General features: G+C 54.8%; 23 protein-coding genes. 12 read left to right on the forward strand and 11 right to left on the reverse strand.

Annotated elements, in window-relative coordinates; translation table 11 throughout:
* Window positions 1-56 precede the first annotated feature (56 nt).
* The 5 genes from HOL66_01010 to HOL66_01030 all read right to left on the reverse strand — a co-directional run bounded on the left by HOL66_01010 (window position 57) and on the right by HOL66_01030 (window position 4,512).
* Window positions 57-857, reverse strand: coding sequence for an SDR family oxidoreductase (locus tag HOL66_01010; protein MBT5242804.1), 801 nt, complete (start codon window positions 855-857; stop codon window positions 57-59).
* Window positions 858-889: 32 nt separating this feature from the next.
* Window positions 890-1,684: an enoyl-CoA hydratase/isomerase family protein gene (locus tag HOL66_01015; GenBank protein ID MBT5242805.1), complete on the reverse strand. Its 795-nt coding sequence runs from the start codon at window positions 1,682-1,684 to the stop codon at window positions 890-892.
* A gap of 18 nt (window positions 1,685-1,702) precedes the next feature.
* Window positions 1,703-2,467 carry an alpha/beta fold hydrolase gene (locus tag HOL66_01020; GenBank protein ID MBT5242806.1) on the reverse strand — a complete coding sequence of 255 codons (765 nt, stop codon included), beginning with the start codon at window positions 2,465-2,467 and terminating at the stop codon, window positions 1,703-1,705.
* An 11-nt stretch (window positions 2,468-2,478) separates the two neighbouring features.
* Window positions 2,479-3,480 (reverse strand): LLM class flavin-dependent oxidoreductase, encoded by a 1,002-nt coding sequence (locus HOL66_01025; protein MBT5242807.1) that lies wholly within the window; start codon window positions 3,478-3,480, stop codon window positions 2,479-2,481.
* Between the two features lie 138 nt (window positions 3,481-3,618).
* Complete coding sequence (locus tag HOL66_01030; GenBank protein ID MBT5242808.1) at window positions 3,619-4,512, reverse strand: LysR family transcriptional regulator; 894 nt, start codon at window positions 4,510-4,512, stop codon at window positions 3,619-3,621.
* Window positions 4,513-4,673: 161 nt separating this feature from the next.
* On the opposite strand from HOL66_01030, the gene HOL66_01035 reads away from it, so the two are divergent.
* From HOL66_01035 to HOL66_01050, 4 genes are read left to right on the forward strand one after another with little or no spacing between them, the layout of a single operon-like run.
* Window positions 4,674-5,585 carry a hypothetical protein gene (locus HOL66_01035; protein MBT5242809.1) on the forward strand — a complete coding sequence of 304 codons (912 nt, stop codon included), beginning with the start codon at window positions 4,674-4,676 and terminating at the stop codon, window positions 5,583-5,585.
* On the forward strand, window positions 5,582-6,037 hold the full coding sequence (locus HOL66_01040) for a 2Fe-2S iron-sulfur cluster binding domain-containing protein (GenBank protein MBT5242810.1): 456 nt from the start codon (window positions 5,582-5,584) through the stop codon (window positions 6,035-6,037). Before HOL66_01035 ends, HOL66_01040 begins: the two co-directional genes overlap by 4 nt.
* Complete coding sequence (locus HOL66_01045) at window positions 6,034-8,247, forward strand: xanthine dehydrogenase family protein molybdopterin-binding subunit (GenBank protein MBT5242811.1); 2,214 nt, start codon at window positions 6,034-6,036, stop codon at window positions 8,245-8,247. The genes HOL66_01040 and HOL66_01045 overlap by 4 nt, the downstream gene beginning before the upstream one ends.
* Before the next feature lie 10 nt (window positions 8,248-8,257).
* Window positions 8,258-9,007 (forward strand): enoyl-CoA hydratase/isomerase family protein, encoded by a 750-nt coding sequence (locus HOL66_01050; GenBank protein ID MBT5242812.1) that lies wholly within the window; start codon window positions 8,258-8,260, stop codon window positions 9,005-9,007.
* Between the two features lie 18 nt (window positions 9,008-9,025).
* Here HOL66_01050 and cofE read toward each other — a convergent pair whose 3' ends face one another.
* On the reverse strand, window positions 9,026-9,796 hold the full coding sequence (gene cofE / locus HOL66_01055; protein ID MBT5242813.1) for a coenzyme F420-0:L-glutamate ligase: 771 nt from the start codon (window positions 9,794-9,796) through the stop codon (window positions 9,026-9,028).
* A 238-nt stretch (window positions 9,797-10,034) separates the two neighbouring features.
* Here cofE and HOL66_01060 point away from each other — a divergent pair, with 238 nt between their 5' ends.
* The 6 genes from HOL66_01060 (at window position 10,035) to cofH (ending at window position 18,191) form a co-directional block, all read left to right on the forward strand.
* Complete coding sequence (locus HOL66_01060; GenBank protein ID MBT5242814.1) at window positions 10,035-11,327, forward strand: 4Fe-4S binding protein; 1,293 nt, start codon at window positions 10,035-10,037, stop codon at window positions 11,325-11,327.
* Window positions 11,324-13,117 carry a 2-oxoacid:acceptor oxidoreductase subunit alpha gene (locus HOL66_01065; protein MBT5242815.1) on the forward strand — a complete coding sequence of 598 codons (1,794 nt, stop codon included), beginning with the start codon at window positions 11,324-11,326 and terminating at the stop codon, window positions 13,115-13,117. Before HOL66_01060 ends, HOL66_01065 begins: the two co-directional genes overlap by 4 nt.
* Window positions 13,114-13,977, forward strand: a complete 864-nt coding sequence (locus tag HOL66_01070; GenBank protein ID MBT5242816.1) for a 2-oxoacid:ferredoxin oxidoreductase subunit beta — start codon at window positions 13,114-13,116, stop codon at window positions 13,975-13,977. Before HOL66_01065 ends, HOL66_01070 begins: the two co-directional genes overlap by 4 nt.
* An 82-nt stretch (window positions 13,978-14,059) precedes the next feature.
* The gene (locus tag HOL66_01075) at window positions 14,060-15,070 is read left to right on the forward strand and encodes a 2-phospho-L-lactate transferase (GenBank protein ID MBT5242817.1); all 1,011 of its coding nucleotides are present in this window, start codon (window positions 14,060-14,062) and stop codon (window positions 15,068-15,070) included.
* Between the two features lie 2 nt (window positions 15,071-15,072).
* Entirely contained in the window at window positions 15,073-15,774 is a 702-nt protein-coding gene (gene cofC, locus HOL66_01080; protein MBT5242818.1) for a 2-phospho-L-lactate guanylyltransferase, read from the forward strand.
* Window positions 15,771-18,191 (forward strand): 5-amino-6-(D-ribitylamino)uracil--L-tyrosine 4-hydroxyphenyl transferase CofH, encoded by a 2,421-nt coding sequence (cofH, locus tag HOL66_01085; GenBank protein MBT5242819.1) that lies wholly within the window; start codon window positions 15,771-15,773, stop codon window positions 18,189-18,191. The genes cofC and cofH overlap by 4 nt, the downstream gene beginning before the upstream one ends.
* Window position 18,192: 1 nt before the next feature.
* Here the strand turns inward: cofH and HOL66_01090 are convergent, their stop codons facing one another.
* The 3 genes from HOL66_01090 to HOL66_01100 are packed head-to-tail and all read right to left on the reverse strand — an operon-like array spanning window position 18,193 to window position 21,895.
* Window positions 18,193-18,609 (reverse strand): TIGR03618 family F420-dependent PPOX class oxidoreductase, encoded by a 417-nt coding sequence (locus tag HOL66_01090; protein ID MBT5242820.1) that lies wholly within the window; start codon window positions 18,607-18,609, stop codon window positions 18,193-18,195.
* A gap of 29 nt (window positions 18,610-18,638) precedes the next feature.
* Window positions 18,639-20,738 carry an acetate--CoA ligase family protein gene (locus tag HOL66_01095; GenBank protein ID MBT5242821.1) on the reverse strand — a complete coding sequence of 700 codons (2,100 nt, stop codon included), beginning with the start codon at window positions 20,736-20,738 and terminating at the stop codon, window positions 18,639-18,641.
* Window positions 20,735-21,895 (reverse strand): acyl-CoA dehydrogenase, encoded by a 1,161-nt coding sequence (locus tag HOL66_01100; protein ID MBT5242822.1) that lies wholly within the window; start codon window positions 21,893-21,895, stop codon window positions 20,735-20,737. Before HOL66_01100 ends, HOL66_01095 begins: the two co-directional genes overlap by 4 nt.
* A gap of 200 nt (window positions 21,896-22,095) precedes the next feature.
* On the opposite strand from HOL66_01100, the gene caiD reads away from it, so the two are divergent.
* Both caiD and HOL66_01110 read left to right on the forward strand, forming a co-directional pair.
* Window positions 22,096-22,908 (forward strand): crotonobetainyl-CoA hydratase, encoded by an 813-nt coding sequence (gene caiD / locus HOL66_01105; protein ID MBT5242823.1) that lies wholly within the window; start codon window positions 22,096-22,098, stop codon window positions 22,906-22,908.
* Between the two features lie 4 nt (window positions 22,909-22,912).
* The gene (locus HOL66_01110; protein ID MBT5242824.1) at window positions 22,913-23,863 is read left to right on the forward strand and encodes a 3-hydroxybutyryl-CoA dehydrogenase; all 951 of its coding nucleotides are present in this window, start codon (window positions 22,913-22,915) and stop codon (window positions 23,861-23,863) included.
* On the opposite strand, the gene HOL66_01115 is transcribed toward HOL66_01110, so the two are convergent.
* A complete protein-coding gene (locus HOL66_01115) occupies window positions 23,860-24,294 on the reverse strand; it encodes a nitroreductase family deazaflavin-dependent oxidoreductase (protein ID MBT5242825.1) in 435 nt (144 codons plus the stop codon). The two genes, HOL66_01110 and HOL66_01115, sit on opposite strands and share 4 nt — an antisense overlap.
* 883 nt (window positions 24,295-25,177) lie before the next feature.
* A complete protein-coding gene (locus tag HOL66_01120) occupies window positions 25,178-25,501 on the reverse strand; it encodes a DCL family protein (protein ID MBT5242826.1) in 324 nt (107 codons plus the stop codon).
* Between the last annotated feature and the right edge of the window lie 53 nt (window positions 25,502-25,554).

The raw sequence follows: 25,554 nt of genomic DNA on the forward strand, positions 1-25,554 counted from the left end.
AGGCCTATCTGGTTAGCGCTTTTGTCTGCGACATAAAACGGGACAGTCCCCCATTCTTACATGGCATAGCCACCGCTGACACTAATTGTCTGGCCCGTCATGTAGGATGACTGATCCGATGCCATCAGCAATACCGTCGGGACAAGGTCCTCAGGTGTGCCATGACGGCGCAAAGGATAATGGCGAACGACCTTTTTCATGGTTTCCTCGCCACTGAAAATTTTGCTCTGCGGGCTGTCTTTATGCCAAAGGCTGTTGGTCCCTGCGTCGCCTGGATCGCTTGGCAGCGTCAGGCCCGGACACACCACATTAAGATTAATGTTGTGCTTGCCGAATTCGCGGGCCAGCGCCTTGGTCAGGGTAATAACGCCACCCTTGCAGGCCCCGTAAACGGCCTCGTTGTATTCACCGACCCGTCCGGCATCGGATCCGATGGTAATGATCTTGCCGTATCTTCTTTCAATCATCGACGGCGCCATGGCCCGGATGCAATGGATCGGCCCCCAAAGATTGAGTTCGATCTCGCGTTCAAAATCGGAATAGGGCTTGTCCATGAACAGGGCGTTGGCAGTCCAACCGGCATTATTGACCAGGATGTCGATCTGGCCGAACTTGTCCAGAACCCACTTGGTAAGGGCCTCGATTGATTCGCGTTTGCCGGCGTCGGTTTCAACAAAGAACGCGCCCTCGCGGCCACCAGCGTTCAGGTCGGCTGCGACACGCTCTCCCTGTGGTACATCCACATCCGCAATAATGACGTTGGCGCCTTCTTCAAACAGGCCGACGGTAATCGCCTTGCCAATGTTCGACGCTCCGCCGGTTACGATGGCGATCTTGCCTTGCAGTCCTAAGTCCATAATTTTAATGCTTTCAAATTAATTCTGATCCGTCAGGACTTCTTCTTTTTGCTTCGGTCCTGGAATTTTTTTATCCGTTCGTCTATTTCGTCTTTTGCCATCGATGTTGCACGTTGGAAACTTACCTGTTCAAGCCACAAAGCTTCCTGATAAGGCAGTTCGAGCCCCATTTCGGCGACTTCCTTGATAAGGCGCACAGCTGTCTGACCATTCTCACTGATAGCCTGGGCAATTTTAACAGTTTCATCCAAAAGATCGTCAGCGGGGACCACCTTCTGGACAAGACCCAGGCGCAATGCTTCCTGGGCATCAACAGGCTCACCCGTGAACATCATCAACAAGGCGTTACTCATGCCAATGAGGCGCGGCAGGGTTTGGGTGCCGCCGCCGCCCGGTAAAGCGCCAAGCTTTGATTCCGGAAGTCCCAACATGGCGTTGTCGGCGCAAATTCTGATATCACAGCCCAGGGCCAGTTCAAGGCCACCACCAAGAGCGTAGCCATTAATGGCGGCGATGGAGGGTTTTTTACATCCCCAGGAATGTGGGGTCGCAAAGTACTTGTCCCGCGTTTCAGCATTCCAATGTAGATAATCCGGCGCTTTTTTTATGTCGATACCGGCTGAAAAATGTTTTCCTTCGGCCGCATAGATCAGCACACGAAGATCGTCATCGGCTTCAAATTCCGCCAGACGTTCGCGATTTTCCAGCATGGACTCCAGTGAGAATGAATTCATCGCCTTCGGTCGATTAAGGGTCAGGATGGCGACACCCCCGCGCTTTTCCCATTTAAGGGGTTCAACGTCATCTTGTGCTTTGTCTTCGCTCATTATTCGGTGCTCCTTGCGTCAGTGATCAAGGATGAAACGACTAACCAGATTGTTGGTCGTCTCGGTTTCTTCCCAGTGCATGCAATGGCCAGCGCCTGAGATAATTTCAAGTTCAGACCCGGGTATGGCATCGGCAATCATTTGCGAAGCCTTTGGCGGACAATATATATCCTTGTCCCCGGCAATCACCAATGTCGGTTTATTTATTTTACCCAGATCCTGAATGATCGGTTCCGTGCTAAGGCGCAACATGGCCCGCCCGGCATTTAAGTAACCTTCCGGGTCCCTGACGGCATTGATACGAATATTTTGATATTCGCTAATCAATGCCTCGTCACCGTTACCAATACATCCACGACCGTCTTCCATCGCTATGGATCGAAAAACGTCAAGCCCGCCCTTTTCGACTTGTGCGATGCGGCTTTCAAAATACTCGACGCCGGGACGACCGACCACACACGAACTGGCGACGAGCACAAGGCCGGCTACCATGTCCGGGAAATCCAGTGCGAAGCGCTGGGAAATAACGCCACCCATGGAAAAGCCGACAAGCCAGACAGGCCCCGCACCCGCGGCGCTGACTATCTGGGCCAGGTCATCGGCCATCTGATCGACGGTTCCATTTGCCGCCCCGACGGGACTGGCGCCAAAACCCCTGATGTCATAGGTAATGACATTCATTGAGTCCCTGAACGCAGGAACCTGTCGATCCCAGACCGAGCGATCATCACAAAGCCCGTGGATCAGGACCGCGGTTTTCGGATGGATCAGATTGTCAAACATATCGCCCTATATCACTTCAGGTGTTTGATAAGCTGATCGCTGATTTGCTCCATACGGGCCAGCCTGCCCATACCACCGGCCCGGAACGCCAGGGTAACGCCGTGAAGACCCAGGGTTTCAAGTTCCTTGATGTTTTCAAGGCAATCGTCCGGTGTGCCCACTAAGGCTACCCAATCGATAAATTCCGGCGATAGAACACCTTTGTGGGTGGCGTGCGATGACATGTGCTCCAGTTTGTCATAAGCATCGTAGGCCCGATCGAAATCCTCCTGGAAGGGGGCCATGAAATCGGGACGCACTTTCCACTTGGCGAAACTTTCGGCCTGCGACGCGGCCCAGTGCGAGACGTCATCGCGAGCCGCATCACGGTCTTCATTCATGCTGATGGCCGCCCACAGATGAAGCTGAATTTCACTGAAATCGCGGCCCACTTCGTCGGCGCCCTTGCGCACCTGGCTGATCTGCCACTCGGTAAAGTCTTTGTTGGCGCCGCCCATCAAAATGGCGCCATCGGCGACACGACCTACCATTTGCAGAATTTTTGGCTGATTGGCTGCAACGAAAACGGGAATGCGACCGGTTGCCGTCGTCAGGCGATACGGGTCACCATGTGGGCCTTCGACTTCCTTGCCCTCACACATGTCATGGATGTCGTTGATTGATTGCTCAAGGTCTTTAATCTTCGACGGCTTCAGGCCGACCTGATGAACAGCGGTCCAGCCTGAACCAAGGCCGATCACCGCCCGGCCATTGCTGACTTCGTTTAAAGCGGTGAATGAACAAGCTATGGTTGAAGGATGACGGGTTATTGGATTGGTCACGCCCGTCGCCAGCAAAATATCTGATGTGTTAACGGCGCATAACGGCAGGGCGGTATAACAATCCTTCATGGACATCTGAACGTCGGCTATCCAAGCGCTGTCGAAACCCAGCCTCTCGGCATTCTGGACAACCTCAACAGTGTGGGAAATAGGCTCGCGCGGACTAATCCCAAGTGATGTTCCAACCTTCATCTCGATATCCTCCTATGGCAGGTCTCCGGAACTGGTGATTGATTCCGGTTTTTGCATGTTTTACAGCTTCATTAGGGAATAATGAGATGTCTTTAAGGCGTAAACTTGTAAAAGGATTGCGGTCACGTAACAAATAATTCATGTCACGTTGGCAGCCCTCACGACAGAAGCACCGGCAGCCACATCCTTGATAATCCAGTCGAAAAATTTCTGGACGTTCGGGGTTAACGTTTTGCCGTTGGGAACGATCAGATAAACGGCGAAACTTGTCATCCGGGCGTATTCAATGGGCCGCACAAGCAGTCCTTTCGATAATAAATTATCGATGATTTCGCTAAAACCCAGAAACACACCCTGGCCATCAAGGGCAGCCTGTATGACGCTGGCATAGCTGTCGAACCCGAAGCTGCGGATTGTTGGCGGCAATTCCAGATCAAACTCTTCCATCCACCAGGTCCAGTTTTCCTGGGCATGTTGGCCATGTAAATGCAGCAGCACTTGGTTTGTAAGATCAGCCGGTGTTTTCATGGCAGTGGCGTTTTGAATATATTCCGGCGAGCACACCGGAAACGCTTCGACGTCAAACAAATGGGTCGCTTTGAACCCCGGCCAATTGCCGTGGCCATAGCGGAAGCCAACATCAATGCCTTCGCCAAGCATATCGGGTAGGGAGTCGGATACGTGAACGCGGATTTCCAGTTCAGGATATTTTTCATGAAAGCGGGGAAAACGGGGCGTTAACCAGAACGAGGTAATAGCGATCGTCCCGGTTATGGCAATCTTGGAGGGTTCTTTCAAATTTTGCAGGCTAACCGTTAACTGGGCGATATTCTCAAGCCCCTCGTTGACCACGAACTGGAATTCTTCTCCCGCTTTGGTCAGTTCCAGAGCCCGATACAGCCTGTTAAAAAGTTTCAGGCCCAGATAGTCCTCAAGTATGCGGATTTGCCGACTTACGGCCTCGCGGCTGATAAGCAATTCCTGACCTGCACGAGTAAAACTTAAGTGGCGGGCGGAAGCTTCAAATGCCACAAGGCTGTTCACAGGCGGCAATCTGGAGCGTAAACTTGGCATGAATGTATTGTTACGTAATCATAAACCTTTTACAAGTTTACTAATCTGGGGGAACAAGCAATTACTGGCTTATAAGCAATAAATTAGCCCTGTAAATTCAGCCTGGAGGTGGAATTTTTTTGTCAGAACCTTCTTCCGTACTTCCGGCCAGTAATTTGCCCGAGCTTGATCTGCACTGCCCGACAACTCTTGATGATGCCTTCACCGGTCTGGCCAATGGCGCTCACCCCTTGGCCGGAGGCACCGATGTCCTGTTATGGGCCTCCCAGCGAGGCGAGCCCCGGCAACTGGTATGGACGGGAGCCATCCCGGAGCTGCAAACCATAGAGGCCAACGTCGACAACTTTCGGGTAGGCGCCGCCGTGCCAATCGCCCGCCTCGTCCGTTCGTCTTCTTTTCGCACCGCCGCCCCCGCCGTGACCGAAGGGGCGCAATCAATCGGTTCCGTTCAAATTCGCAATCAGGCGACACTGATGGGGAATGTCTGCACCGCCTCGCCGGCCGGTGACACACTGCCGGGACTTCTTGTCCACGATGGTATTGTGGAAATTGCCAGCGGCGATGGGAGCCGCCGCCAGGTCAAGCTGGTCGATTTCCTGATCGGCCCCGGCCAAACCGGCCTGAAAGCCGGTGAACTTTGCATCGCCATATCCCTGACACCACTGGCTGCGGGAGAAATCAGTTTTTATAAAAGGTTTACGGAGCGCAACGCCCTGGACCTGGCATTTGCCAGCGTCGCCGCCCGCCTTAAATTCGAGCCCGACGGTGTTACGGTCAACGCCGCCCGGCTGGCGCTTGGCGCCGTCGGGCCGGTTGTCATCGACGCCAGCGAGGCTGCGGCAATTCTTATCGGTAAACCATTGACGGTTCAGGCAATGCAAAAGTGCGCTGGAGGCGCTGCGGAAATCTGTGCACCGATCACCGATCATCGAGCCAGCGCCGATTACCGTCGTCAATTAATCAAGGTTCTGGTTGCAGATGTGATCACTGAAACGGGACTTCGGGCAAATTCAGTAACGGAGCAAACATGACAAAAAGCCAATTTCTTCATGTGAATGGCGCCCGTCATGAAATTTCTGCGGCCTGGACGGGGCGACGGCTGCTTGATTTTTTGCGTAATGAGCTGAATTTGCTGGCCACCAAGGAAGGCTGTGGCGAAGGTGATTGCGGTGCTTGCACAGTGCTTGTTGATGGCGAGCCTGTATGTTCGTGTCTGCTTTTATGCGGGGTAGTCGCCTCGAGAACCGTGACCACCCTGGAAGGCCTTCCGGATGAACTGGTGGCCAGGTTTGGTCAAGACTGCGAGGCCAAAGGGGGCGTTCAGTGCGGCTTTTGTACCGGTGGAATCGCCATGATGAACGCCTGGATTGAAGGCGGTGGGACGGAAACGGGAACGGAGCCATTGGCGAAACTTCTGGAAGGCAACATTTGCCGGTGTGGCGGATATCAGCAAATACATGATATGTTGAAAAAAAGCCCATGAACGCTCCCCTTCCAAAATCAGCCGCGACCGTATGGGACAAGGCGACAGGAAAGTCTCGCTACACCGCCGACCTGATTCCACCCGGGACAATCGTCGCCGGAATGGCCCGCAGCCCCCATGCCTTCGCCCGGGTGACAGGTATCAATACGGCTGAAACCCTGAAAATCCCCGGCGTCCTTGGCGTCTTCACGGCAGAAGATTTCGAAGGTATTGCCTTAGGCCATCAACAGCCCGACCAGCCCGTCTTGTCATCCGTCGCCCGCTATTATGGCGATGGCGTTGCCGCCGTTGCTGCAAGGGACCTGGAATCCCTGCGGCTGGGCCTTGAAGCGCTACACATCGACTACGAGGTTTTGCCCCATGTCTGTACCTTTGATCAGGCGCTTGCTGCCGAAATCCCGGTCCATCAATCCTGCCCGGATAATGTCGCCTTCAAGTTTGCGTCATCACCGGGAGATTACGATGCCGCCGCTGCCCGGGTCGCGTTATGGGTCGAGGGAACTTTCGAGACCCAGGCCGTGCCCCATGCGGCCCTGGAACCCCGGGCCTGCCTGGTTCGTATCGATGGCGATGAGCTTGAACTGACAACGGCGACCCATGCGCCATCCGTCATTGTCGAACAATACCGGCAAATCGTCGAAAGCTGGGGCGCAAGGCTTGAAATCATCACCCCTGATATCGGCGGCTCATTCGGTGCCCGCTGGGAACATCCGACCCATCTTGTCTGTTTGCTGTTCGCCCACAGGCTGGGCCGGGATGTCGCCATGGTCCTGCCCCGACGCGAAGATATGATTGATGGGCGGACCCGCCTGGCCATGCGCATTCACACGCGCTTAGGCGCCACCGCAGACGGCGAATTTCTGGTCAAGGAGACGACGGTTCTGGCCGATAACGGCGCTTATTCCCTGCATGGGCCGCCAGTAACAATGGCCGCCATGATACGGGGCGACAATATTTATCGGTTTTCCGCGATCAGGGCCGAAGCACAACTTGTTTATACCAACACCATGCCGTCGGAATGCTTCAGGGGGTTCGGCATTCCCCAATCGTCCTTTGCACTGGAACAACTGATTGATGAATTGGCGCGCCGACTGGACATGGACCCGGTGGCGTTGCGCCGCAAGAATGCCAGCCGCTCCGGCGACACCACCATCCACGGTTGGGAAGTCGGCAGTTGCGGCATGGATGAATGCCTCGATGCCGTCGCCAGCCGAATGGATGCCCACAAACAAAGCGAAAACCCACCAGGCGATGAGCGTTTAAGAACAGGTTATGGCGTTTCAGCGGTCATGCATTGTATCAGCAACCGCGGCTATGACGCCCGCTTCGACAAGGCATATGTCTCCTTGAAACTGCGCCCGGACGGGACAATTGAAATCAGTTCCGGAGAGGTTGAAGTTGGCGCTGGCACGGTCGAGGTTCTGAAAAGCATCGTCGCGGGCGAACTTTCCATGGATCGCGAAAAATTAAATGTGGTTCTGGGCCATACGCCCAGCGGACCTTACGGGCTTGGCAGTTTTGCCAGCCGCACATCGTTTTTTGCCGGCGCCGCGGCCATTGACGCCTGCTTACAATTCAAAACCGCCTGCAACCAGATCGCCGCAGAACATGAATTAAAAGAAAATGCGTCGGTGGCGGAGGTTGTCAATCTGGTCCAGAAACGTAGCCTGAATGAAAAAATTGATGTGACCGGTTGTTATGAACCAAAAGGTGTCGTGGTGCCCGATCAATCCGGATATGGCAACATCTCGCCCGCCTATACCTTCTCTGTTCACGGGTGTTGTGTGCAGGTCGACAAACTGACCGGCAAAGTAACCGTTCAGCAATATTGGGCGGCCCACGATTCAGGAACCATCATTAATCCCCAGGGCGCTATCGGACAGGTTATCGGCGGTGTCACTCAGGGGTTGGGTTTTGCCTTAAGTGAAGAAGCAGCCGTCGGCGAAAATGGACAATTGCTTAACCCCGGATATTTAGACGACCGGGTCGCAACATTCCCCGACGCGGTTCCCATTGATGTTATTTTCGTCCCGACGACGGAAGAGGCCGGACCCGGTGGGGCCAAGACAATCGGCGAGCAGCCGATTATTCCGGTCGCCGGATGTGTCGCCAATGCTGTTTATGATGCTATTGGAGTCAGGCAATATAAGTTGCCCATGAAACCCGAGCGTGTCTGGCGCACGCTTCAGGACCAACAATCTAAGGAATAGAGGCAAAGGCATGGTTGAATTTATTGAAGTGGAGCTTAGGGACCGGGTCGTTGCCATAACCCTGAACCGGCCACAGCGCAAAAATGCCTTGTCCCTGGAATTGCTGGGCGACTTAAATGATGCCCTTGCAAACATTGTTGCTGAAGAGGTGAGCGCGGTGGTCCTGACCGGTGCCGGAGATTGCTTCAGCGCGGGCGGCGATTTCACCACCCTGACAGGGACGATTGACGATCTTGCCGTCGATGAAGGGATCGAGGCGGCGACGAGCGCAATCCGAAACTTGCCCGTTCCCGTTATTGCCGCCATCAATGGACCTTGCATGGGCGGGGCCTTTGACCTGGCCATGAGTTGCGATGTCCGGTTAGCGTCCGAGCAAGCTGTTTTTCAGGTTCCGGCAACCCGCTTAGGATTGCTCTACAATCCCCGGTCCATCGCCCGGTTGCGCCTGTTACTTGGCCGTGACGCGGTTTTTCGGATCATGATCATGGGGGAACGGCTTGACGCCCAAGCCGCCCTCAAAGACGGGATCGTCTCGCAAGTCATTGCCGGGGACGGCTGTCTCAAAGCAGCCATGGTCGTGGCCGAAAGCACGCACGCCAATGTCCCCGCCGCCGTCGCCGCCACCAAGGGTTTCCTCAATGCCTTCGACGGAGATAATTTTGACCCTGCCCACTGGCAGAAAGTATATGAAGAGCTGCTGTCGTCACCGGCAAGAGCTGCCGCTGTCAGCAAGGCCAAAGACCGGCACGGAAAATCATAATATCCTGGCCCAGGATATTTACCTGAACAGGTCCATGTCCTTCGGGCGGACCAGTGAGCCCGCCCCGGAATCCGGTTGATCCCAGGAAAAATCACCGCGAATAATCACCACCGGTTGTTTATCGGCCCCCTGTCCATGTAAAAGTGCTGCCGCCGAAGCCAGTTCATCGGCGATCGCCTGTTGGCTGACCTTCAGTTCGCGACCGAACAAATCCTCGTCACCGCGCAAATCCAACAAGGCCGGAATTCCGGCGACGCCAATAGCGATACCGGTTGTTCCCATGCGCCAGGGCCGGCCAAGGCTGTCGCTGATGATCACCGCCACATCGGCACCGCTAAGGTCCAACAGCCGGGCCCGGATTTCCTGACATGACTTATCAGGATCGACGGGCAGCAGAAGGACATTTTCCTGGCCCCCTTCGGAGCGAACGTTTGAGCGGTCCAGCCCGGCATTGGCCAGGATGACACCGGTGTGATGGACGACGATCAGAATATCGGGGACGGCGCGTAGAACTTCTACTGATTCCGACAGGATCAGTTCCACCTCACGGGGGTCCTTGCCGCATTGATCGGCGACGTCCCGGGCCCTGGGCGATGGCGTCACCTGGTTTAAGTCAACGGTTCGTCCTTCGATCTTGGAGATCACCTTCTGGGCAATTACTACAATATCACCACTCGCCAGATTGCGGCCCAGTGCGGCAACGCCTTCAATGATCGGTTCTGCCAGATCGTCACCGGGTTCCATCAAGGCTAAATGGGGAACGGCATAGGATTCAAATGAGGACGCCATGGTCAAAACCTGTTTTTTGGTGGCAATTTCTTGATGAAAATAAGTGACATGAAACTTTTGTTACGCGGCAACAAACCTTTTTGAAGTTTACAAAATATGCCAATTCAATCCTATTGGCGACAGAACGATTGATGAATTCCTAAGCACTGGTAATTGATCAATTTTTGTCATCTCCACACTCTCGCGCAGTATCATATTTGGGTGAGAGATCACAAGGAATTTTGGGAACCGGGTACCCATGGTCAAAGTCCAACAACCTCCCTTACGTAGCCTGGATAAAAGAACGTCTGACGTTGAAAGCCGTTTTCTGGGGCTGATCGAAGAGGGAACCGACCCTAACGAATGGGCCTTTGCCTGGCGCACGGAATTAAACCGTGGCGGTTTCCGCGCCGTCGATTTCCTGATGAAGACAATTGTCGATCCCGGCAAGTGCGTCGGCTGCGCTTCGTGCATCAGTATTTGTCCGGTTGACGTTTTCGATTATGTCGATGAGCGCCCCGTCGATACCCGAACCGATGCCTGCGTTTACTGTATTTTATGCGTCGAGGTTTGCCCGGTGCTGCGGCCCGTTGATCGGGACTTGCCGGAAATTCTTGAATTTCGTGAACCCGCCACGCTCGAGAGCTACGGCACCTATTCTTACGGCGTCTATGCCCGCGCTACCGACCCGGAAATCCTCGACCATGCACAAGACGGCGGTGTCGTATCGGCGCTTATTCTGCATGGCTTTGATAATGGCACCCTTGAAGGGGCCATTCTGGGCGATGTCTATCCCGACAATACCCAGATCGGCTTTCAGAAACTGGCCAAAACCCGTGAACAGGTGCTGAGCTGTGCTGCATCCCGTTACACCTATTCGCCCAATACCCTGGCCCTTCAGGAAGCTATGAAGGAAAACGTCTCGCCGCTTTGTGTGGTTGGTGTTCCCTGTCAGGTCGATGGCGTGCGCCTGCAACAGCACTCGAGCATCCGCATGGAAATGAGCAATTGGTACCGGGACAATATCGCCCTGGTTATCGGGCTGTATTGTTCAGAAAGCTTCACCCATGAAAGCATAGAAAAACTGGGCGAGTTGATCGACGTTGATCCGAAAAGGATCGTTAACATCAATATTAAGGGCAAGGTCGTGGTCCGCCTCGATGATGGCGAGGTCAGGGAATACTCGCTGGCCAAGTATCAGCAATTCGCCCGCCCGGCGTGTCTTTATTGCCTTGATTACGGTGCCGAAAATGCCGATCTGAGTTGTGGTGGCATTGGCATGGATGGCTGGACTTACACCCTGATCAGAACCGAACGAGGACATAAGGCCTTTGCAGCAGCATTGGAAGCAGGCGTCATCGAACAGCGGCCCTTGGCTGATGAACCCCGGGGCGAATACCTGATGGGAATGTTATCGAAAAATAAAAAACTGAACCGTCCCTTGCCCGTGCAAATGCCGACCCTGGAAGAACGAACAGCCTTAGGCTATTTGAGCCCTAAAACCTTTTACACAAAAGGACCCGGGGCACCGCCACCGGCTGAAGAGCAATGAACATTATCAACAATAAAATCAAATTGCCGAGCCCGGCCAAGGTTTGTAAAGATGTCAACGTGATGGTCGCGGGGCAAGGCGGTGATGGTTCGCTGACCATCATTTCGCTGCTTTCCCAAGCCCTTCGCAATCGCGGACTCGACCTTTATCAGACCAGCAACATTGCGTCCCGCATCAAGGGCGGTCATGCGGCGGCGATTTTACGTGCCTCGCAAGTCCAGCACGGCGGCCTTGGCGATAACCTGGATGTACTTGTCGCCTTTGATGAAGAAGCCATTGTCAACGCCGGTCCAACCATGGGCCCCCAAGGCATTGTCATTTACGATTTGTCGCGCGGGCCATTGCCTGTAAATTGTCTGAACGACGATGTCGTGGTTCTTGCCGTGCCGTTCAGCCGCTTTGCGGTCAGGGATTTACGGCGCGACCTGTTCAAAAACGGCATCGGTTTCGGCCTGGTTGCCCGGGCGCTCGGCATCGACGATACCGAAGCCGCCGATTGCATGAAAAAGCGCTTCAAAAGACTTTCCAAAGACGCCCTGAACGCCAACCTTCATGCCCTGAGCTTAGGCTTTGAAGTCGCTGATGAATTCGGAATCAAAGTGGGCAAGAACCTGATCGATTTGCCCAAAGGGGAAAAATCGGAACGCCTGTCCATTACCGGCAACCAGGCGACGGCGATGGGATTCCTGGCCGCCGGTGGGCGGTTCTTTGCCGGATATCCGATTACCCCTGCGACAGAAATCATGGAAACACTATCAAGACATTCCTCAAAGTTAGGCGCTGTGGTCATTCAGGCGGAAGACGAGTTGTCCGCCATTAATCAGGCTATCGGAGCTTCGCTTACAGGGGCGCGGGCCATGACAGCGTCTTCATCACCAGGCATAGCCCTGATGCAGGAAAGCATCAGCCATTGCGGTTCGGCCGAAATTCCCCTGGTTGTTGTCAACTGCCAACGGGCCGGGCCGTCAACGGGCATGCCGACAAAAACCGAACAAAGCGACTTAGGCATGTTGACCCAGGGCGGCAGTGGCGATTTTCCCCGTGTCGTGCTTTACCCCGGCAATGCCCAGGAATGCTTCAACATCGCCGCCCTGGCGACGAACATTTCACAGATCGCGCAAATCCCTGTCTACATCGCCCTGGATCGGTCGCTGGCCCAAAACACCGCCACCGTTGCCCCGTTTGATCTTGACAGTGTTGAACTGGATAAAGGGAAACTTCTCGATCAGGCGGCACTTGAAAAAATTGATACCTATCAGCGCTACGCCATTACCGATGATGGCATTTCGCCGTGGGCGGTGCCGGGTATGCCTGGCGGAATGAATCTTGTCACCGGCAATGAACGCAACGAATGGGGACAGGTATCCACCGAACCGGCCAACCGCGTTATTATGATGGACAAACGGGCCCGCAAGATCGACGCTATTTTGGACCTGCTGCCAGGGGCGGTCGAAAACGGTGACGAAAATGCGGACATCGGCCTGATTGGCACCGGCATGGAATCGGGTGTCATGTGTGAAGCTCAGGAAAAACTTGAAGAACAGGGTTTGAAAACACTGATCCACCGGCCATTAACCTTGTGGCCTGTCCTGGACGACACCATCGATTTTGTCAAAAAGTGCTCGAAAGTTTACGTCATTGAACACAACGAGAGCGGCCAGTTGGAACGGCTTCTTAAAGGAGCCGGTTGTCCGCCTGAAACCCTTCGCGGGATTCGTAAATATGACGGATTACCGTTCAGACCTTCGGAATTGGCGGACAGAATTATCACACAAGAGGCAATGGCATGACGACAACCTTCACACCAAAAGACCCGATCTGGTGCGCCGGTTGCGGCCACTACGGCGTTCAGGGAGCACTTGTTAACGCCTTGAAAGAACTTGAAATTCCGGCCCACGAAACTTTCGTACTGGCGGGCATTGGCTGTTCGGGTTCGATCCAGAACAATATCAATGCCTACGGTTATCATTCCATGCACGGTCGCGTTCTGCCGACAGCCGTGGGCGCCGCCATCGCCAACCCCGAGCTTACTGTCATCGCCGCCGGTGGTGACGGCGATGGATATGCCATCGGCATGGGCCATTTTGTCCACGCCATTCACCGCAATGCCAGTGTCCTTTATATCCTGATGAACAATGCCGCCTATGGGCTGACCAAGGGTCAGGATTCGCCGACTTCGGCGGCAGCCCGTGTCGCCGGTTACAGTGCGCCCATTGATGGCATTACGTTGGGTCTTTCGATCCCGGGTGCTACCTTTCTGGCGCGCGGTTTTACGCGCTGGTCGGACCAGCTTAACGGCTTGCTGAAACAGGGTCTGGAACATGTTCGGGCCAAGAAAGGCTTTGCCTTACTAGAAATCCTGTCACCCTGCGTCACCTATAACGACACCTATCCCGATTGGGATACACAACTGTTTAATGTCGATGAAGACCCGGATTACTCATCCGCTGACAGGGGTGTTGCTTTCCAGGCGATTGAACGTTTGCGAGGCGAGGGAAGAATAGCTGCCGGTTTGATCCACCGGGGAGAGCAATCGGCTTTCGAAGCACAATGGCTAGAAGACGGCATCTGTCCGGCCAATTTGGAAGCCCATGATCCGCAAAAAAACCTTGAAACCCTGCGTGACATTATGACGTCCTACTCGGCATAATTAACAAAGGTCTTAATATGGCAACTTAGGCGAAGAACGATATTGTGAAAAACAATACAAACAACCGGAGCCACCGAACACAATGAGCCGGTCTCAAGATTCCATATCCACCCGACCCCGGGTTCTGGCGCTCAGCGGCGGCATTGGCGGGGCCAAACTGGCCCTTGGTCTTTACAGGATACTTGAGCCCTGGCAATTGGCCGTGGTTGTCAACACAGGCGATGATTTTGAACACTTGGGGCTTCATATTTCGCCCGATGTCGATACCCTGATGTATACCCTGTCGGGTGAAAACAATACGGAATTGGGTTGGGGCCGGGCCGGCGAGACATGGGTTTTTCTCGAGCAGTTAAAACGGCTTGGCGGCGAGACCTGGTTTCAATTGGGTGACGGCGATCTTGCCGTTCATATAAGACGCACTGAATCCCTTAAGCAAGACCATACATTAAGCGCGATTACCGCCGATCTGTTCCTTAGGATGGGTATCGAAGCCCACGCATGGCCCATGAGTGACCAGTCGGTCAGAACCATGGTTGATACGGCGGACGGACAGGTCCTTCCTTTTCAGAATTATTTTGTCGGACAATTATGCAAGCCCGAAGTCAGTGGATTTCGTTTCACCGGTGCCCAGACGGCAAAACCCAATCAATCTTTCCTTCGCTTGCTTGGCGATCCCAAACTGGATGCGGTCATTATCTGTCCGTCAAATCCTTTCGTCAGTGTCGATCCCATCCTTGCCATACCGGGGGTGCGCGAGGCGCTGAAGGCTTGCCCGGTACCGGTCATTGCGATCAGCCCCATTGTTGGTGGCGAGGCGGTGAAAGGACCAACGGCAAAGATGATGCGTGAATTGAAGATGGATGTTAATCCGCTTAGCGTGGCAGGGCATTACGCCGGTCTGCTCGATGGCTTCGTCCTTGACGATGCAGACGCTGGTTATAGGGACTCCCTTGAAATTTCCTCGCTTGTTACCTCGACCGTCATGCAAACTCTTGCAGATCGTGACACTCTTGCCCGCGATGTTCTTGCCTTCGCCGAGCAGCTCAAGGCGAAGGAACTTTCGCTGCCGGTCGTCGCCAGGGGGGCTTTATAGCCATGCATCATTCCGGCTTCTGGGCCATTGTTCCGGTCAAAGACTTCAAAGGTGCCAAATCACGTCTGGCCACCGTGTTGGACGCAGGCGAGCGCCAACAGTTGTCTCGTGTCATGCTGCGCGATGTCTTGGGCGCTATTTCTGCCGTCCCGCAATTGGCCGGCACGGTGATGGTGACGCACGATCCGGAAGCGGCGGAAATAGCTACGGCCTTTGGCGCCCGAGTCTTTTATGAGGTTGAAAACAGAGGCCCGACAGAAGCGGTGATGATGGCCGTCCGTCTGCTGGTGGCGGAGGGACAAACGGGCATGATCAGCATCCCCGGGGACGTTCCCCTGGTAAACACTGATGAAATCAGCCACCTGCTCGACTCCCATGGTTCGGCACCGGCGGTGACAATAACCCCGGCTTGGGATGGCGGCGGCTCAAATGCCATTGTTTGCACGCCACCCGATGCTATTCCACTGAGTTATGGCGAAGGCAGCTTTTCATCACACCTTAAAACCGCAAAGCGACATGGTATTGAAGTCAACGTCATCGAACTACCCGGCTTTGGGCTTGATCTTGATCGACCCGATGATCTGTTCACCTTTATTGAAAAATCCTCGCTTTGCCTGACGGCACAGTACTTAACAGACAGTGGCATCGCCGCCCGTTTGAACGCTCCTGCTTCTTCAAGCGCATTACTCAGGAGTCACGGATGAGCGATAATGACCGCCTGTCAAAATCAAAGGCATTGGCACTGGCCGGGACAGGTGAGGGCGACCTCGCGGCAATGAAAAAAAGGGCCGCCAGCCTTCGCGACGAGGGCCATGGCAACATTGTCAGCTATTCGCGCAAGGTTTTCATTCCACTGACCCAGCTTTGCCGCGACGTTTGCCATTATTGCACTTTCGCCAAGACGCCGAAAAACCTTCGGCGGGCCTACATGACACGAGACGAGGTTCTCGCCATTGCCCGCGCCGGTCAGGCCGCCGGTTGCAAGGAAGCCCTGTTCACCCTGGGCGACAAGCCCGAGAAGCGCTACGACCAGGCCCGGGACGAACTGCAAGAACTGGGATTTGCAACAACTCTTGAATACGTCGCCGACATGGCCCGAATGGTTTTTGTCGAGACCGGATTGTTGCCCCACATTAATGCCGGCGTCATGAGCGGCCCGGAAGTCGCTATGCTAAAAGGTGTCTCCCTTTCCCAGGGGCTGATGCTGGAAAGCGGCTCGTCTCGTCTTTGTCAAAAGGGTCAGGCCCATTTCGGTAGCCCTGACAAAGATCCGGCCCTGCGCCTTGAAACCCTTCGCCAGGCGGGCATTCATCAAGTCCCCATAACATCGGGCCTGCTGCTGGGAATAGGCGAGACCCGCAAAGAATATATAGAATCACTTTTGGCGTTGCGCGCCCTTCATGACCAATATGGTCATATTCAGGAAATTATTATTCAGAATTTCCGCGCCAAACCTGACACAGTAATGGCCCAATCGCCTGAACCGTCTCCGGATTTACTGCTTTGGGCCGTCGCCGCGGCCAGGCTTGTTTTCGGGCGGACGATGAATATCCAGGCCCCGCCAAATCTGAGCCCGGGACTGATTGGCCAATTGATTGGCGCCGGGATCAACGATTGGGGCGGCATCTCGCCGGTAACCCCCGATCACGTTAACCCGGAAGCACCATGGCCGCATCTTGATGCCATTGCAGCGGAAACGAAACTCGCCGGAAAGACTCTGGTCGAAAGGCTGGCGGTATACCCCGACTATATTTTCAGCAACAAGGACTGGATCACGACTGACTTTCGCGCCCGGGTTCTCCATACCATTGATGCCAGCGGTTATGTGCGATCCGATTCCTGGTCGCCCGGGCAAGAAACCACGATCCCCGAAATGAAAACCGATGTACGGTCCTTTCATATTGAAGACTCCCTCAGTCGGGTTTTATCGAAAGCTACCGCAGGTGTGGAAATCAACGAGGCCGAAATCTCGACGTTGTTCGACACCCGGGGGACGGACTTTTCCAGGGTATGCCATTCGGCTGACCAATTGCGTCGGGAGGTCAACGGCGACACCGTCACCTATATCGTCAACCGCAACATCAATTACACCAACGTCTGTTATTTCCGCTGTGGCTTCTGCGCCTTTTCCAAAGGCAAAATGTCGGAAAACCTGCGCGGTCGCCCCTATGACTTGGGGCTCGACGAAATCGTTCGCCGGACAGGCGAGGCAAGGGACCGGGGAGCGACGGAAGTCTGCCTGCAGGGTGGCATTCACCCCGCTTATACGGGCGAGACCTATCTCGGCATTGTGCAGGCCATAAAACGGGCATATCCCGAAATCCATGTCCATGCTTTCTCGGCCCTTGAAGTGTGGCACGGTGCGCAAACCCTCGGGCTTGGCATTTCAGAATTCCTGCATGAGCTTTCCCAAGCTGGCCTTGGATCCTTGCCCGGAACGGCGGCGGAAATTCTTGATGACGACATCAGAAAAGTGATCTGCCACGACAAGATTAATTCCGGGCAGTGGGTCGACATTATCGAGACCAGCCATCAAGCGGGCTTACAAACAACGTCGACCATCATGTTCGGACACATCGAGCGACCCCGGCACTGGGCCCGTCATCTGCTGCATTTACGGTCTTTACAAAAGCGCACCGGCGGGATCACCGAATTCGTGCCCCTGCCTTTCGTGCATCAGGAATCACCGCTTTATCTGAAGGGCAAGGCCCGAAAAGGGCCGACCTTCCGCGAGGCCGTGCTGATGCACGCCGTGGCGCGCCTGGCCCTGCATCCGCATATCACCAATATTCAGACATCCTGGACCAAGATGGGCCCGGGCGGCGTTGCGGCCTGCTTGCAGGCTGGCGTCAATGATTTGGGCGGCACGCTAATGAACGAGAGCATCAGTCGGGCAGCTGGTTCGTCTTTTGGCGAGGAGTTGCCGCCCGAACAAATGGAATCTATCATCAGGGGAATCGGTCGCGCCCCCCGACAACGAACCACTTTATATGGGGATGCGCCAGCAGCGGCCATTGAGGCATCCTTTAACGCAGTGCCTCTGACGCCAATCACCAGTACAGAGCCGAAGCGCAATAAATCGCAAAACGAAAATCAGCCGCTGATACGGGCCGGCGAATAAATCAGTTGTAATCCTTGGCCAAAGTTTTCTCTGAATTGATGACGATAAGCTTGCGTTCTATTTCGCTTTGAACAACTTCATGACTCTGAGAATAACGCAGGCCTATTTTCTCTGCGATATCATGGAAGCGCGGGTCATTTGGTTCGACAAACCTGGCGGCACCATAAATCGTCACGGTCCGTGAATCCGGATGCTCACCGCCGACACAGAAACTGACCCGCGGATCGCGCGCGATATTCCGATGCTTTGCCGAGTTGGCATCAAATCCGATGTAAACCAGGCCTCGCTCATAGAGATACCAGACGGTGCTTAACTGAGGCGCGCCATCCTGGCGGTTGGTGGCAAGCACGGCATTTCGCACATCCGATAAGAAGGCATCAATTTGAAGCTGCGTCATGGGTGTTGAGGGATAGGTCATGATAAATTTTTCCAGGATTTCTATGGGGCTTAACCCATGCGCATTAATACGTCGACGGCGGCGACCCCATGTTCCAGGACCAGCAGCGGGTTGATATCCAGCTCGGTGAGTTCGCCTGTGTGATCTGCAGCAAATCGGCCCAGTTTCATAATGGTGTCGATCAAGGCCTCGCGGTCGCCCGGCTGTTGGCCCCGGTAGCCATTTAACATCGTTGATATTTTTAACGAATCCACGGCCGCGGATACCGTCTGCCGGTCTGTCGGCAATAACAGGGTCTTGGCGTCGCTCACCAGTTCCACAAATGTGCCGCCGGTTCCAATAATCAACGTCTGGCCGAACTGCGGGTCATTCTGGATGCCGACAACGAGCTCTGCGACGGCGCCCATGACCATGCTCTCGACAAGAAATTCTTCACACGCAAACTCGGGAGCATAGTCGGCCACGGATTTGGTGATCTCTCTTATTGCGTCGTTAACCTGCAAAGCGTTCTTCAATCCGATTTTGACTGCCCCTGCTTCCGTCTTGTGAGGCAACCGGGAACTGATCAATTTTACGACGACCGGAAAACCAATTTCCGTCGCCGCTGCAGGTGCAGAAGTGCCATCGCATCGTCTACCTTCGGGAACAGGAATTCCCGCCTCCCTGATCAGCTCTTTGCCCTGCCATTCGTCCAGGGTTTCCGTTTTCTCACTTGTCGGGAGTACGAGTGGCAGACGCAAACTTTCAAGTGAGCCCGATGCCATAACTTGTTCGCGGCGGATACCGAAATTGGCAGCACCCGCAATGGCATCCAGAGTTTCTTCAATTCCCTGCAAGGGAGCAACGCCGGAAGCGATCAGGGCCTCACGAGTATCCTTGTCGATGTTTTCGCTCAAAACCGTGCAAACGGCCGCCGGGATTCCGGCTTCACGGGTGGCGCGGGCGAAGGCCCGGGCATCGGTGTGATAAGGCTCCATACCTTCGGCTGACTGACTGACCGGATAATCCTGAACGATTACCGCGGCGTCATAGCCGCTCTTGAACATGGTCGTCATAACTTCATACAGGGGCTCTTCATAACCCCAAAGCGGTGTCGTGTAATCCAACGGATTGGACACCGTGGCGATAGGTGGCAACTGCCCCACCAGACGCTCGGCAACCTCGCCGGATGGTTGCGGGAATTCCAGTCCCCGGAGTTCGCCACCATCGGCGATCATTGCGCAATCGCCGCCAGATGCGGTAAATGTGGCGATGCGCTTGCCCTTGGGTGCACCCGAAACAGTAATAAATTTCAAGGTTTCCAGCATCGAAATAGGTGATGTCACCCGAATGATCCCCAAACGGTCGAACAGGGCCTGATACAGATCGTCCGTTCCCGACAGGGTGCCTGTGTGGGTCACCGTCAGACGAGAGCCAATCTCAGACGTTCCGGCCTTCAGCACAACGATGGGGATATTCTTTTCAAGTGCCCGTAGGGCGGCGTCCGCAAATTCGGGAATATTGTTCAGACCCTCGATATAGACGCCTATCGCGTTCACCGCCGGAATGTCGATCAGGACATCCAGATAGTGCTCGATGCCCAGCACCGCTTGGTTGCCCGCACTAATGACATACGAAAACGGAACCGAGCGCTGGTTCAGGGTCACGGTGTTTCCCAGCATGCCACTTTGGGTGATGAAAGCAACGCCGCGCTCTTCATGTTGAAATTTGAATGGAAACGGCCACAGGGGCGCATCGTCGATGAAATTGGTCAGGCCGGAACAATTGGGCCCCACCAGCGCCACATTGCCCGCGGCTTCGATCAACGCCTCCTCCAGCCTCGCGCCCTCCGGGCCGGTTTCGCCGAAACCTGCCGTATAACAAACGACGCCTCCCGCACCGGCCTTGCGTAAGGCCTCTACTGCCTCAACAGCCGCCGACTTGGGTGTGGCAAGGAAAACGATGTCGGGCGCACCCGGCAATTCCTCCACTGTTTTGAAGCACGGCTGACCGCCCATGGTCTTGCGCTTTGGATTGACACCCCAAATATTGCCCTTGAATCCGGCGTCGGCGCATTGACGGGCGGCAAAATCGGCGTCATTGCCACCAATGAAAGCCGCGCTTTCGGGGGACAGCAGCCGTTTCAGATTTTCTTTTTGTTTCGGTGTCATACGCCAAGCGGACGCAACAGGGACCGCGCAATGATATGGCGCTGGATTTCCGACGTGCCGTCCCAAATCCGATCAAGCCTAGCGTCCCGCCACAACCGCTCGACGGGAAGTTCCTCCATCAAACCCATGCCGCCGTAAATCTGCACAGTAGAATCGGCTGCCCGGCCAACAGCTTCGGAGGCGAACAATTTCGTCATGGCGGCGTCCTGGGGGTCCATTTGCCCTTCGTCGGCCTTTTTCGCTGCGTGCATGACCATCAAGTCGGCAGCGTGCAAGTCCGTCGCCATGTCAGCCAGCTTGAACGACGTCCCTTGGAATTTGCCGATGGGTTGGCCGAACTGAACGCGGGTTGCGGCCCATTCGGTCGCCAGTTCCAGCAGGCGCTCCATACGACCGCAGCAGCCAGCGGCGACCCAAACGCGGCCCATGCTTAGCCATTTGTCGGCCAGATCCAGGCCTTTGCCTTCTTCACCAAGTATATGGTCCTTGGAAACCCGGCAATCATCGAAGCTGAGTTCAAAGTGATTGTAGGCCCGTTGGGCTGCGCAACGCGACCCCCGCACCATATCGAATCCCTTTGTGTCGGCATCGACCAGAAAGGCGGTGACCCGTTTTCTTTCACCCCGGGGCGTCTCATCGACGCCGGTCTGGGCGAAGACGATAGCGAAATCGGGAATGCCGACCGAACTGATGAAATGTTTCGAGCCGTTGATGACATAGTCGTCGCCATCGGCTACCGCACGGGTTTTCATGGACATGATGTCCGACCCCGCACCCGGTTCGGTAAGAGCGAACAGCTCCTTCTTTTCGGCGCTCACGCAGGGCTTCAGATAGGTTTCGATCTGATCCCCTTCGCAGGCCATGAGGATTTCAGACGGCCTGTGGCAGTAGCCGTGCAGACCGAAACTCGAGCGACCGAAAACCCGCTCTAGCAACGCAAGACTGACGTAATCCAGGCCGCCGCCGCCGACTGATTCGGGCAGGTTGGCCGCATAAAAACCCATCTCCAGGGCGCGCTTGGTAATCTGTGCGCCCAGTTCCTCTGGGACTTCGCCGGTTCGGTCGACCTCGGCTTCGTGGGGTTCTATTTCCTGAGCCACGAAAGCGCGCAGGGATTCGACAAGCATTCTCTGTTCATCGTTTAGTTGAAGAGCCATGACTGTTCCCTCATCTATTTTAAGGTTCTGATCAATGATTGGAGATTTGCCCTGAATGATATAGCGATAATTCGACACCGATAAAATATTTTCGACACGCGTCGAATATCCATTACTCGTGTCGCAAAAGCACCGATAATACGAACCGCCATCGCCATCATTTATGGACGACGTGCTTAAACAGGATCAGGGCCAAACCTATGGAAGATAATTCGCAAGAGGTAAAAGTCGTTCGCCGCGGACATGTTCTCGAGATTACCTTGGACAGACCGAAGGTCAACGCCATCGACATGCCGACCAGTCGCAAGCTCGGCGAGGCCTTTGTGATGCTACGCGACGATCCTGATCTCAGGGTCGGCATCCTGACCGGGGGCGGCGAGAAAATATTCTCCGCAGGTTGGGATTTGAAATCTTTGGACAGCGGCGATACCCAACTGGATGAATGGTGGTTACAGGAAGACGCCAGCCTGGGCGGTTTCGCCGGCATTACGGAAATGTGGGACCTTAACAAGCCGGTCATCTGCGCCCTGAACGGCCTGACCATCGGCGGCGGCTTCGAGCTCGCATTGGGCTGTGATCTGGTCATCGCCGCCGAGCATGTGGAATTCGCCCTGCCGGAAATGCCGTTAGGGATTGTCCCCGATGCCGGCGCCATCCAACGCCTGCCCCGGCGCATTCCCTATAACGTCGCGCTCGAGATGTTGCTTTTGGGCCGCCGCATGCCAGCCGAAGAGGCGGCCAGGCACGGCCTGGTCAACCTGATCGTGCCAGCAGGTCAACTGATGGACAAAGCCCGTGAGTGGGCCGACCAGATCGCGAACTCTGCGCCCCTGGCAGTGCAAACCATCAAAGAGGTGCTGCGCGCCATCGAAGACGACACCATCCAGCAAGCCTTCAACACCATGCGCACCGGTGATTTGCCGATTTACCGGCAAATGCTGAAATCCGGAGATGCCCAGGAAGGCATCAATGCCTTCGTTGAAAAACGTGACGCCGATTTTAAGGGCGAGTAAGACCATGACCAGAAAAAATCCTGAAGACGTCACCCGGATAACCAGCATCGGCGGCGGCCCCATCGGCGGCGGCTGGGCGGCGCATTTTTTGGGCCGCGGGTACGACGTCACCGTCTACTTGCATGACAGCGCGGAAGAACAAACCTTTCGTCTGCTCATCGACACCGCCTGGAAATGCATTGAAGCCATCGGCCTTGGCGAGGGCGCATCAAAGGATCGCCTGCACATAACGACGGACCTGGCCGACGCCGTCGCGGGTGCCGAATTTGTGCAAGAGAGCGTGCCCGAGGATTTGAACCTGAAACAGTCTCTCTATAAACAGCTCGGCGATCTCGTCCCCGAAGACGTGGTCATCGCGTCCAGCACATCGGGTTTGCCGATGTCCGACATTCAGGCGACGTGCCCGAGCCCGGGCCGCACGGTCACCGGCCACCCGTTCAATCCGCCCTATATCCTGCCCCTGGTTGAAGTCGTCGGCGGCGAGCGGACGGACCCTGATACGGTGACCTGGGTGATGGATTTTTACAAACATTCGGGCAAGGCGCCATTGGCCCTGACAAGGGAAATTCCCGGCTTCATCGCGACGCGCCTGCAAGAAGCGATCTGGCGCGAAGCCTTGCACATGGTCGCCGAAGGTGAAGCAACGGTCGAACAGATCGACCAGGCCGTGGTTAATGGTCCCGGTCCAAGATGGGCTTTCATGGGGCCGTGCATGACGTTTCACGTCGGCGGCGGCGAAGGCGGCATGGCCTACAACCTCGATCAGTTTGGCCCGGCCCTGAAACTGCCGTGGACGCGCCTGATCGCACCGGAGCTGACCAAGGAGCTGCGCGATGACATGGTCGAGGGTTGCGAAGACATGGCCGGCGAGAAAACCTACGAGCACCTGCTGGAAGAACGCGATGCTGGCCTTGTCGCCATCGCCAAGGCGCTGAAACAGGTGGGTCTGGGTTAAACCGGTTCGGCGATAAAGACCGGAATCTTTCGCGATGTTTTTTCCTGATATTCCAGATAGGGCGGAAAAGCCTTGGCACTTAAATCCCATAAGCGTTGCCGTTCCGGATCATCCGTGACTTCGCGAACCTTCATTTTGAAGACTTCGGTCTTATCGCGTATTTCAACATCTGGAAGAGCTCTTAAGTTATAGACCCAGGCCGGATTTTTGGGATTGCCGCCCCGGGAGCCAATCAGGACATAACTGTTATCCACCTCGACGCGCATCAGGGGAACTTTTCTAATGGCCCCGGATTTGTGACTCAACAGGGTGACGATGATGCACTCCAGACCGGTTTCCCTCAGGGTGGCGCCTTCCCTGCCGCCACTACTTTCATACAATTCTACCTGTTCACGCACCCAGCCTTCCGTCGATGGGATGTATTCAGCCATGAGAGTTCCTTAACCTTAATGACAAATCCAAAAACCGTCTTGATTATATTACAGGCTTGGTGATGGAAGTTGATATCAATATTTGGGACCTATACACATGACTAGCCAATTGCCTGAGCATATGACAAGGCAACACCGCACAGAACGCCTATATGAAACATTAAAGGGGATGGGCCTCTTTGTGACGCCCATCTACGTCGATGATGAAATCGACTCCCTTCATGTTGCGGTTAGATTACCTGCCCCCAGAACCGCTGAGGAGGCCGCCAAGGCTGGCGTTGTTCCGCCAGTTGAGGGCGCGAAGGTTCCCGAGAATATCAGGTCCCCCGAGAGCGGTGGGGCGAATGTGGTCCACTTCCCACCCGTACTCTGATTGCCTGTTGCCATATTCTGACCAAACAATATACGAACCAAAATCATCCATTCTGACAAGATTGGGGTCGCGTCCTAGAACAGTCCTGGCTCTTTGCCACGCTGTGATTTTCTCAACTTCAGTAGCCATCGGATTGGCTCCTTATGCTTGGGCATCCGAACAAAATCGGTGCCCGATTAAATGAGCCATTGCTATGAATCCCGACTTTTCGTATAAAGAGTCGTCAAACAATCATACCTGCTAGGGCTCAAAAACCAGCAGGAGAAGCAATTCAAGAAGGTCGGGCGGGGTGCAACCCTCCGGCCTTTTTGCTTCTGTCGAGCGAAAACATACAATGTTTCCGTGTTTCTCGCAACAACGAGATACTAAGTGTCGCGCCTCACTTGGGGGAAGATACCCGGTTTCGGGGATGACACTCTATATTGTGTATAAAGGACGCCTTAACCTATTACTCTCCTTGCTCAATAAATCCTGCAATGTCGCTGTAATTTGGAAGAGAAAACGGCACTATTAATCTGTGTGCTTTGCCTTCAAGCAGTGAGGATACGAAAAGTCTATTCGGCTGCCGTCCTCCCTAATGAGCCAGAAACATCTTTTCGAATATGGGGGAGCGTCGGCTGGCGGCTCATTGACTTCAAAACAGGCGATTCCTGACCCTACTTTTTCGTCTTTTTCTTCATGCCGATTTAGAAGCGCCGTTAGATCAAGAGCATCTATAGCCGACACCCGCTCACCTATCGAATATCGGTTTAACATCGCGCTAAAGAAGGCCGTTGCATCGCCAGCTTTCGCAAAAATTCTGGTGTCTAGGATTATTTTTCGAGCCTTACCCATGACAATCCTCGCATTCGGCTTGCGGCAACACCACGAGAAACAGTTTCTTCATT

The organism is Rhodospirillaceae bacterium (assembly GCA_018662005.1).
In the GTDB taxonomy this organism is placed as follows: Bacteria; Pseudomonadota; Alphaproteobacteria; order Rhodospirillales; family JABHCV01; genus JACNJU01.

Excerpts from the sequence above, each read along its gene's own strand:
- HOL66_01040 (MBT5242810.1), top strand. The coding sequence starts at position 5,582 with ATGACAAAAAGCCAATTTCTTCATGTGAATGGCGCCCGTCATGAAATT.
- cofE (MBT5242813.1), bottom strand. The coding sequence starts at position 9,796 with ATGGCGTCCTCATTTGAATCCTATGCCGTTCCCCATTTAGCCTTGATG.
- HOL66_01065 (MBT5242815.1), top strand. The coding sequence starts at position 11,324 with ATGAACATTATCAACAATAAAATCAAATTGCCGAGCCCGGCCAAGGTT.
- HOL66_01050 (MBT5242812.1), top strand. The coding sequence starts at position 8,258 with ATGGTTGAATTTATTGAAGTGGAGCTTAGGGACCGGGTCGTTGCCATA.
- HOL66_01025 (MBT5242807.1), bottom strand. The coding sequence starts at position 3,480 with ATGAAGGTTGGAACATCACTTGGGATTAGTCCGCGCGAGCCTATTTCC.
- HOL66_01120 (MBT5242826.1), bottom strand. The coding sequence starts at position 25,501 with ATGGGTAAGGCTCGAAAAATAATCCTAGACACCAGAATTTTTGCGAAA.
- HOL66_01010 (MBT5242804.1), bottom strand. The coding sequence starts at position 857 with ATGGACTTAGGACTGCAAGGCAAGATCGCCATCGTAACCGGCGGAGCG.
- HOL66_01020 (MBT5242806.1), bottom strand. The coding sequence starts at position 2,467 with ATGTTTGACAATCTGATCCATCCGAAAACCGCGGTCCTGATCCACGGG.
- caiD (MBT5242823.1), top strand. The coding sequence starts at position 22,096 with ATGGAAGATAATTCGCAAGAGGTAAAAGTCGTTCGCCGCGGACATGTT.
- HOL66_01015 (MBT5242805.1), bottom strand. The coding sequence starts at position 1,684 with ATGAGCGAAGACAAAGCACAAGATGACGTTGAACCCCTTAAATGGGAA.
- HOL66_01115 (MBT5242825.1), bottom strand. The coding sequence starts at position 24,294 with ATGGCTGAATACATCCCATCGACGGAAGGCTGGGTGCGTGAACAGGTA.
- HOL66_01100 (MBT5242822.1), bottom strand. The coding sequence starts at position 21,895 with ATGGCTCTTCAACTAAACGATGAACAGAGAATGCTTGTCGAATCCCTG.
- cofH (MBT5242819.1), top strand. The coding sequence starts at position 15,771 with ATGAGCGATAATGACCGCCTGTCAAAATCAAAGGCATTGGCACTGGCC.
- HOL66_01060 (MBT5242814.1), top strand. The coding sequence starts at position 10,035 with ATGGTCAAAGTCCAACAACCTCCCTTACGTAGCCTGGATAAAAGAACG.
- HOL66_01095 (MBT5242821.1), bottom strand. The coding sequence starts at position 20,738 with ATGACACCGAAACAAAAAGAAAATCTGAAACGGCTGCTGTCCCCCGAA.
- cofC (MBT5242818.1), top strand. The coding sequence starts at position 15,073 with ATGCATCATTCCGGCTTCTGGGCCATTGTTCCGGTCAAAGACTTCAAA.
- HOL66_01090 (MBT5242820.1), bottom strand. The coding sequence starts at position 18,609 with ATGACCTATCCCTCAACACCCATGACGCAGCTTCAAATTGATGCCTTC.
- HOL66_01110 (MBT5242824.1), top strand. The coding sequence starts at position 22,913 with ATGACCAGAAAAAATCCTGAAGACGTCACCCGGATAACCAGCATCGGC.
- HOL66_01075 (MBT5242817.1), top strand. The coding sequence starts at position 14,060 with ATGAGCCGGTCTCAAGATTCCATATCCACCCGACCCCGGGTTCTGGCG.
- HOL66_01070 (MBT5242816.1), top strand. The coding sequence starts at position 13,114 with ATGACGACAACCTTCACACCAAAAGACCCGATCTGGTGCGCCGGTTGC.
- HOL66_01045 (MBT5242811.1), top strand. The coding sequence starts at position 6,034 with ATGAACGCTCCCCTTCCAAAATCAGCCGCGACCGTATGGGACAAGGCG.